Origin of the sequence: Pseudomonas sp. PAMC 29040 (genome assembly GCF_003994535.1) — a bacterium.
Lineage (GTDB): Bacteria > Pseudomonadota > Gammaproteobacteria > Pseudomonadales > Pseudomonadaceae > Aquipseudomonas > Aquipseudomonas paraversuta.
This window is the reverse complement of sequence record NZ_RZAA01000019.1, coordinates 23,044-31,979: the sequence shown is the minus strand read 5'-3', so window position 1 is coordinate 31,979 and position 8,936 is coordinate 23,044. Positions and strand designations below refer to the sequence as shown.

At 60.4% G+C, this 8,936-nt stretch carries 7 protein-coding genes; 6 read left to right on the top strand and 1 reads right to left on the bottom strand.

Annotated features, from left to right (window positions below; genetic code table 11):
• Positions 1 to 2,118 (bottom strand): hypothetical protein (locus tag WG29040_RS24010; protein WP_133309073.1); only part of this gene is annotated, 2,118 nt, incomplete at its 3' end.
• Positions 2,119 to 2,475: 357 nt separating this feature from the next.
• On the opposite strand from WG29040_RS24010, the gene WG29040_RS24005 reads away from it, so the two are divergent.
• The 6 genes from WG29040_RS24005 (at position 2,476) to WG29040_RS23980 (ending at position 8,927) form a co-directional block, all read left to right on the top strand.
• The gene (locus tag WG29040_RS24005) at positions 2,476 to 3,717 is read left to right on the top strand and encodes an SfnB family sulfur acquisition oxidoreductase (protein ID WP_127197075.1); all 1,242 of its coding nucleotides are present in this window, start codon (positions 2,476 to 2,478) and stop codon (positions 3,715 to 3,717) included.
• A 14-nt stretch (positions 3,718 to 3,731) separates the two neighbouring features.
• Positions 3,732 to 4,928, top strand: coding sequence for an SfnB family sulfur acquisition oxidoreductase (locus WG29040_RS24000; protein WP_127197074.1), 1,197 nt, complete (start codon positions 3,732 to 3,734; stop codon positions 4,926 to 4,928).
• The gene (locus WG29040_RS23995; protein ID WP_127197073.1) at positions 4,928 to 6,289 is read left to right on the top strand and encodes an LLM class flavin-dependent oxidoreductase; all 1,362 of its coding nucleotides are present in this window, start codon (positions 4,928 to 4,930) and stop codon (positions 6,287 to 6,289) included. The genes WG29040_RS24000 and WG29040_RS23995 overlap by 1 nt, the downstream gene beginning before the upstream one ends.
• A gap of 82 nt (positions 6,290 to 6,371) precedes the next feature.
• Positions 6,372 to 7,169: a MetQ/NlpA family ABC transporter substrate-binding protein gene (locus tag WG29040_RS23990; RefSeq protein WP_003444573.1), complete on the top strand. Its 798-nt coding sequence runs from the start codon at positions 6,372 to 6,374 to the stop codon at positions 7,167 to 7,169.
• A gap of 2 nt (positions 7,170 to 7,171) precedes the next feature.
• A complete protein-coding gene (locus WG29040_RS23985; RefSeq protein WP_127197072.1) occupies positions 7,172 to 8,293 on the top strand; it encodes a methionine ABC transporter ATP-binding protein in 1,122 nt (373 codons plus the stop codon).
• Positions 8,283 to 8,927 carry a methionine ABC transporter permease gene (locus WG29040_RS23980; RefSeq protein WP_003444575.1) on the top strand — a complete coding sequence of 215 codons (645 nt, stop codon included), beginning with the start codon at positions 8,283 to 8,285 and terminating at the stop codon, positions 8,925 to 8,927. Before WG29040_RS23985 ends, WG29040_RS23980 begins: the two co-directional genes overlap by 11 nt.
• Positions 8,928 to 8,936: the final 9 nt, after the last annotated feature.

Genomic DNA, 8,936 nt, shown 5'->3' with positions numbered 1-8,936 from the left:
GTCATATTCGGCGGTCCAGGCGGTATAGGTCTCACCGCTGTCGGTCTGTTTTTCACGGCGGATTTCCCGGGCCATGCCATCGAGCCAGACAGTTTCCTTACGCCCGGAAGCGCCGATTCGGGTCTGGTAGCGCTGGTTCGCTGACAAGGAATAGGCCCAGTTGACCTCAGCCTCGAAAGCCGAATCCGGGGCCGCGACTTCCTGAGTCACACGGCCCAGGGCATCGTGGGCAAAGGCCATGCGCAGCTGCTCGTCGGTCTGCTCGGTGACCATCAGGCCGGAGTACAAATCCTGCGACGATTGCGCAACAGTTGACTGGCCATCGTGACCTGTAATCGTGACATTTTCCTGCAGGACTGCGCGCTCAAGAGAGCGGGCGTTTGGGGCTTGGGTCAGGGTGTAGCTGTAGGCCCGGGTGGTGCTTTTACCCTCTACCGTCTGGGTTTCGCTGAGCATGCGAGCGTGATGGGGCGAGGCCGGATCGTTAATGAAATTTTGCGTCGAGCGGCCCAGCTCACTAAATTTTTCACCTTCGACCAGCAGTAGCTGTTCCTCGCTGCTTTGAACAAAGGTAGGCAAGGCAAACGCCGGAGCATCCTGACGTACCGGCAGCGCCTGATAACGGTAGCGGGTCTGCTTGACCGGGCCTTCGGTGCCGGGTGGCGGACTGACCGTACGACTTTTCAGACGGGCGATGCGGCCCAGAGGGTCGGCCGGGCAGTCGTCGCTCTCACCGGTTACCGGGTAGTACTCGGACTCTTCAACGGCCCCCAATGCATTGCGGTGCCACACCGGGTTGCCGAGGTCGTCGTAGCGGGTTTCTTCCTCGGTAACTAGTTCTCGCAGCACCCGTTGGCCGTCCAGCTGCGCCTTGCGGGTAATGACCCTGTGCGGGAACTGGAAGTAAGGCAGTTGCCGGGCAATGGGCAGCCAGGGCTCGTCGTAATAGGTGGTCTCGGTTTCCTGCAGGGTCTGGCCCTGCAAGGTGCGTTCGCGGGTCAGCAGGTGGAAGCGGTTAAAGGTGCGGCTGATGGTTTGCAGGGCCGTGCCCCGGGCATCCATCAGGGTTTCGGTGGAGCCATAAAGAAAATCGCCGGCACCGGTCAGGTGGTAGAGGTTGTCTTCGCGATTACGCCACTGGCGCACTGCCGGCCAACCAAAATAGTTGTTGCTGCCGTACAGGCCGTAGTCATAACGCACCAGCTGCACCGGTTGGCCGTCCCCCGGGTCTTTGCGGGTCTGACTGACCACCGGCATCCGCGCAAACGGCGCCCCCGGCGGCAACGCCAGACCCTTTGCCTCGCTATAGGTCACCTCTTCGCTGCTGCCGGTGGGCTGGGTGCATTTGCTCAGCAGCAACAGGCCTGAATCACTGCGGGTGTATTCAAACTGCCAGCCACTGTCGGGCAGGCCGTCCACCGTTACCCGGCGCAACTGCCCGGAGACCCGGTGAAAAGACATCACCACCTGTGCGGGGGTATCCGGCTGTAAGGTCAGATGGGTTGTCACGCCCTCGTAGGCCAGAGCCAGCACCGTGCGGCCTTGGTCATCACTGACTTTTTGCAGGTACGCCGCGTTGCCGACCGAACGCCAGTCAAAGGTCAAGGCGCTACCGTCGGCGCCCACCAGAGTGCTGACTACCCACAGACTGACATGCCCCGGCAAAGGAATCAGGCGTTCACAGCTGCCATCGTTATGCCGGACCCACATTTCCTGACGCTGAACGGTCACTGCAACTACCGGCAAGCGCACATCCGGGAAGCGCATGCTCTGACCGACAATCTCACCGCGAAAGCGCTCGCCGGAATTGAGTTGCAGTTGCTGGCTGGCTCCATCCCAGGAAGTGGTGCCGAGCATCCAGCCCAGACCGAAGCCCTGATCTTCGGCCATCAGCGGGCTATGGCTCAGGCGCAACTGGCTGATAGGGCCGCGCAAATCGTTGGCGGCGCCGGTGGGCAGGCTGATCGAGGCCGAGAACGCACCGGTGCGCGGATCGACCCCGGCACTGATGCTGCTCATAAAGTTGTAGGCCCCGGAATATACGTCGCCACTGCTGAGCAGGCTGGCGGCGGATTTGATCTCCGGGGAGGGAGAAGTATTGTGAGAAAGGTCGATCACTATGGCTATTCCTTAGCTCGCTAGAAGGAAATAGCAGAATAAGATCGCCGATTTGGTGCCAACAATGAGTCCGAGCTGTAGATAACGCCACGACAAATAGCCAGGTACCCGCAGCAAAGCCGCAGCCCCTCTGGCGCAACAGCCAGCCAGGACGAATCGTCTATCCATATTCCTAAAAGTTAGTTCTTTTAATTTTTATACTCAATTAGGGTATATGCACCGGACCACCGGACTTTCCAGCTTTTATCTGCACCGCTCAAGCGGTGCTCCAATGAGATGCGAGGTAGGTATGGTCCGTAACACAATTACCCTTGTGGAAATCGCCAGGGCATTGCGTGCAGCCAAGGAGCAGCAGTGATGTCGAATCTGGCTAATGCACACCTGCAAAGCGACCTGGATGTCGCCCCCTTGTTGCTCGCAGCGCACATCCTGCGCACCGACAACGAAGCCCTTGAAGCCGCACGCGATCTGGCTGCCACCGCCCGTGAGCACGCGGCCAGGCGCGATCAGCAACGCAAATTGCCCTGGTCACTTATTGAGCAGTTCACCCGCAGTGGACTTGGCAGTATCTCCATTCCCCGGGAGTTCGGCGGGCCACAGGTTTCCTTCGTCACCCTGGCTGAAGTGTTTGCCATTATTTCGGCCGCCGACCCGGCGCTGGGGCAGATTCCGCAGAACCAGGTGGGCATTCTCAATCTGATTTCCAGCACCGCGAGTCAATCGCAAAAAGAGCAACTGTTCAGCAGCGTGCTGCAGGGCTGGCGCATCGGTAATGCGGGGCCTGAACGCGGCAGTAAAAACACCCTGGACTTGAAGGCACGCATAACCGCTGACAAGGATGATTTCGTCATCAGTGGTCAGAAGTTTTACTCCACCGGTGCACTGTTCGCGCACTGGATTGCAGTCAAGGCGCTCAACGACGACGGCAAACCGGTCATGGCCTTTGTTCGCCGCGGGACTCCCGGCCTGCGCGTTGTCGATGACTGGTCCGGCTTTGGCCAGCGCACCACTGCCAGCGGTACCGTGTTGCTCAACAGCGTGCGCATTGATGACGAACTGGTCATCGACAGCTGGCGTTTGGGCGAAGTGCCGAACATTCAGGGCTCGGTGTCGCAACTGATCCAGGCCGCCATCGATCTGGGCATCGCCCGCGAAGCCATCACCGACACCATCAGTTTTGTACGCGAACGTTCCCGGCCGTGGATCGACGCCAGGGTCGAGCGCAACAGCGATGATCCCTATGTCATCGCCGACATCGGCAAATTGAAGATCGAGTTGCATGCCGCCGAAGCCTTGTTGCGCAAAGCCGGCCGGGTACTGGATGAAGTCAGCGCCGCACCGATTGACGCGCAGGCCGCCGCCCGGGCCTCGATTGCCGTGGCCGAGGCCAAGGTGCTGAGCACCGAGCTGTCGTTGCTGGCCAGCGAAAAACTTTTCGAACTGGCGGGCAGCAGCGCCACCCTCGCCCGTTTCAACCTTGACCGACACTGGCGCAACGCACGGGTTCATACCCTGCACGACCCGGTCCGCTGGAAATACCACGCCATCGGCACCTACCGCCTCAATGGCACCCTGCCTGCCCGGCATTCCTGGATTTGACTACGGAGATACCCATGTCCCTGATATCCAAACAGGTCCCGGTCATCCGCAGTGATGCCGAGGCCCTGAGCGTAGCCCGTGAACTGGCCGCACATTTCAAACGCGAAAGTGCTGTACGCGACCGCGATCGACGCCTGCCGCTTGATGAACTCGAACTGTTTTCCCACACCGGCCTGTGGGGCATTACCGTGCCGCAGGCCTGGGGTGGCGCCGGCGTGTCCAATGTCACGCTGGCTCAGGTGGTGGCATTGATTGCTGCTGCTGACGCCTCGCTGGGGCAAATTCCGCAAAACCATTTCTATGCACTTGAAGTACTGCGGGTCAATGGCACGCCGGCACAACAGGCGCGGCTATATGCCGAGGTCCTGGCCGGGCAGCGCTTTGGTAATGCCCTGGCCGAAATCGGCACTAAAACCGCCCACGACCGTACCACCCACCTGGCCAGGGCCGAAGACGGCTACCGCATCACCGGTCGCAAGTTTTACGCCACCGGCGCCCTGTATGCGCAGCGTATTCCGACCTCGGTGGTGGATGATAACGGCGTACAGCACCTGGCGTTCGTGCCCCGCGACAGCGACGGCCTGACCGTGATTGACGACTGGAGCGGCTTCGGCCAGCGCACCACCGGCAGCGGCTCGGTGCTGTTCGACAATGTGTTCGTCGCCGCTGATGACGTGATCCCGTTTCAAAGCGCCTTTGAGCGCCCGACCCCGGTTGGCCCGCTGGCGCAAATCCTCCATGCCGCCATCGACACCGGCATCGCCCGCGCCGCCTTTGAAGACGCGCTGCATTTTGTGCGCACCAAGACCCGGCCCTGGATCGACGCCACCAGCGATATCGCCAGCGAAGACCCGCTCACCCTGAAAAGCTTTGGCCGCCTGAGTGTGCGTCTGCATGCCGCCGAAGCCTTGCTGGAGCGCGCCGGTGAACTGCTGGATATCGCCCAGGCCAATACCCAGGCCGGCACCGTGGCAGCTGCCTCGATTGCGGTGGCAGAAGCGCGCGCCATCAGCACCGAGATTTCGCTGGCCGCAGGCAGCACCCTGTTTGAACTGGCGGGCAGCCAGGCCACCCTCGCCGAACACGGACTCGATCGCCACTGGCGCAACGCCCGGGTCCACACCCTGCACGATCCGGTGCGCTGGAAATATCACGCGGTGGGCAATTACTACCTCAACGATACGAACCCGCCATTGCGGGGGACCATCTGATGAGCAAAAAGAAAATCCTGATCAATGCCTTCAACATGAACTGCATTGGCCACATCAACCACGGTCTGTGGACGCATCCACGGGACAACTCCACCCAGTTCAACACCCTCGAATACTGGACTGAGCTGGCGCAGCTGCTGGAGCGCGGGCTGTTTGACGGGCTGTTTATCGCCGATATCGTCGGCGTCTACGACGTCTATCAACAGTCGGTTGATGTGCCGCTCAAGGAGTCGATCCAGCTGCCGGTCAACGACCCGCTGCTGCTGGTATCGGCCATGGCGGCCGTAACCAGAAACCTTGGCTTTGGCCTGACCGCAAACCTGACCTACGAGCCCCCGTATTTATTCGCCCGTCGCATGTCGACACTGGACCATCTGACCCGCGGCCGTGTGGGCTGGAACATCGTCACCGGGTATCTGGACAGCGCGGCCAAAGCCATGGGCCTGAGCGAACAGGTCGAACATGACCGGCGTTACGACCAGGCCGATGAATACCTGGAGGTGTTGTACAAACTCTGGGAAGGCAGCTGGGAAAACGGCGCCGTGGTCAACGACCCGGCACAGCGCATCTATGCCCGTCCCGACAAGGTGCACAAGGTCAGACATGCCGGCGAGTTCTACCAGGTCGAGGGCTATCACCTGTGCGAACCCTCACCCCAGCGCACGCCGGTACTGTTTCAGGCCGGCAGTTCGGATCGCGGTCTGGTGTTTGCCGGGCGCCATGCCGAGTGCGTGTTTATCAGTGGCCAGACCAAGGCGGCGACCAAAACCCAGGTCGACAAGGTTCGCGCCAGCGCCGTGGCGGCAGGACGCAACCCGGATGACATCAAACTGTTTATGGGCCTCAACGTGATAGTCGCGCCCACCGAAGCCCTGGCCCGGGCCAAGCGCGACGAGTACCTGGGCTATGCCAGTGCCGAAGCCGGGGTGGCGCATTTTTCCAGCTCCACAGGCATCGACTTTGCCGACTACGAACTGGACGAGCCGATCCAGTACGTGAAGAACAACGCCATCCAGTCCGCTACAAAAGTGCTGCAAAACAACGACTGGACCCGGCGCAAACTGCTTGAACAACACGCACTGGGCGGGCGCTACATGACATTGGTGGGCTCACCGCAACAGGTGGCCGACGAGCTCGAATCGTGGATCGAAGAGACCGGTCTGGACGGCTTCAACCTGACCCGCATCGTGACGCCGGAAAGCTATGTCGACTTTATCGATCTGGTAGTCCCCGAGCTGCAACGCCGGGGCTCCTACAAGACCGCATATGACACCGGCAGCCTGCGGCAAAAACTCTTTACCGAGGGCGACGCGCACTTGCCTGAACGGCATACGGGCGCCGCTTACCGCCAACCCGAATAACCCTGCAGGAGCGAGCTCACGAGTCGTCTGATGCTCGCTCCTGGAGGATTTGAATTCTGAATTTTTGAATGGAATTTGCCCCATGCACAAAAAACACTTAACCCCACTGGTTCTGGCGCTCGGACTGTTCAGCGGCATCGTGTTCGCCAGCGACGCCCCGCTCAAGGTCGGCACCACGGCGGCCTTTGCTCCCGCCCTTGAAACGACGGTGAACGAAGCCAGGAAGCAAGGCCTGGATGTCGAGCTGATCGAGTTCAGCGACTGGATCGCTCCCAACGTCAGCCTCAACAGCGGCGACATCGACGTGAACTACTTCCAGCACATCCCGTTCCTGGAGAATGCCAACGCTGCCGGCGGGTTTAACCTGGTGCCCTATGCCAAAGGCATCATCAACAACGTGGGCCTGTACTCGAAAAAATACAAAAGCCTGGACCAACTTCCCCAGGGCGCTACGGTGGCCATCGCCAATGACCCGATCAACAGTGGACGCGGCCTGCAACTGCTGGCCAAGGCCGGCCTCATCACCCTCAAGCCCGGCGTAGGCTACAAGGCGACCGAAGAAGATATCGTCGCCAATCCGAAAAACATCAAGATCCTGCAGGTCGAAGCCGTACAGCTGGTACGCGCCTATGACGATGCCGATCTGGTGCAGGGGTACCCGCACTACATACGCCTGTCGAAAAACTTCGATGCCAACTCGGCGCTGTTGTTTGACGGCATCGACCACCCGGAATACGTCATTCAATTCGTGATCCAGCCCAAGAACAAGGACGACCCGCGGCTGGCCAGATTTGTCGATATCTACCAGCATTCGCCTGTGGTCAAAGCCTCGCTGGATAAGGCCTACGGCACCCTGTATCAACCTGGCTGGGATAACTGAACATGAACGTGGCAATTGCTCGCGAGCGGCTCGATCAGCCGCAGCCAAGCGCGACCCACACCCGGTTGCACCCTGAACTGAGCCAGGCCCATGTGCGTTTTATCGGTGTAGGCAAAACCTATGACGGCCAACAGGGGCCGGTGGATGCCCTCAAGGATATCGACCTGGCGATTCAGCACGGGGAGATTTTCGGCATTATCGGTCGCAGCGGCGCCGGCAAATCCTCGCTGATTCGCACCATCAATCGCCTGGAACAACCCAGCAACGGTCGCGTGCTGATCGATCAAATCGACATCGGTGACTTCGATGAAAACCGGCTGGTGGCGCTGCGCCGACAAACCGGCATGATCTTCCAGCACTTCAACCTGATGTCAGCCAAGACCGTGTGGCAGAACGTCGAACTGCCGCTCAAGGTAGCTGGCGTACCCAGACTGCAGCGGGAACAGAAAGTCCGCGAGTTGCTGGAGCTGGTGGGCCTGCAAGGCAAGCACAAGGCCTACCCGGCGCAACTGTCGGGAGGGCAGAAACAACGGGTTGGCATTGCCCGCGCGCTGGTCCACGACCCGGCCATCCTGCTCTGTGACGAAGCCACCTCGGCCCTTGATCCGGAGACCACCCAGTCGATACTCGGTCTGCTGCGCGAGATCAATCAGCGCCTGGGCCTGACCATCATCCTCATCACCCACGAGATGGCGGTGATTCGCGATATCTGTCACCGCGTGGTGGTACTGGAACAAGGCCGGATCGTCGAGCAGGGCCCGGTGTGGCAAGTGTTCGGCGACCCGCAGCATGAGGTCAGCAAAACCTTGCTCTCACCGCTGCAGGACAACCTGCCCGAAACCCTGAAAAACCGCATCAGTGCGCAGCCGGCATCGTCACATTCGAGTGTGATTCTGCGTCTGCGTTTTACCGGCAGCCAGGAGCAGGAACCGGACCTGGGTGCGTTGTTCAGCGCCCTGGGCGGTCAGGTGCGGCTGCTGCATGGCGGGGTTGAGCAGATTCAGGGGCACGCCCTGGGCCAACTGTTGCTCAGCGTGACCAGCAACTCTCTGGGGGCGGACGAATTACGCAAGCGCGCCGGACAATGGGCACAACAGGTCGAGGTCGTGGGTTATGGGATTTGAACGTCTATGGCAGGGTGTGATCGACACCTTTTTAATGGTCGGTGTGTCGTCACTGATCGCATTAATCCTGGGCATTCCGCTGGCGGTGATTCTGGTCACCAGCGGCAAGGGCGGTATTTATCAGGCCCCCAGGCTGAACCAGGCACTGGGCGCGTTCGTGAACCTGTTCCGTTCCATTCCCTTTCTGATTTTGATGGTGGCGCTGATCCCCTTCACCCGCCTGATTGTCGGCACTACCTACGGCGTCTGGGCTGCCGTCGTACCCCTGACCATCGCCGCTACGCCGTTCTTCGCACGGATCGCCGAAGTCAGCCTGCGCGAAGTGGATCACGGCCTGATCGAGGCCGCGCAAGCCATGGGTTGCAAACGCCATCACATCATTTGGCACGTGCTGTTGCCTGAAGCCTTGCCGGGCATTGTCGGCGGTTTCACCATCACCCTGGTGACCATGATCAACTCATCGGCCATGGCCGGAGCCATAGGTGCCGGTGGCCTGGGTGACATTGCCTACCGCTACGGTTATCAGCGCTTTGACACCCAGGTCATGCTGACCGTGATTGTGTTGCTGGTGGTGCTGGTGGCGTTGATTCAGCTTGGCGGTGATCGCCTGGCCCGCGTACTGAACAAACGCTGAGGTATAGTC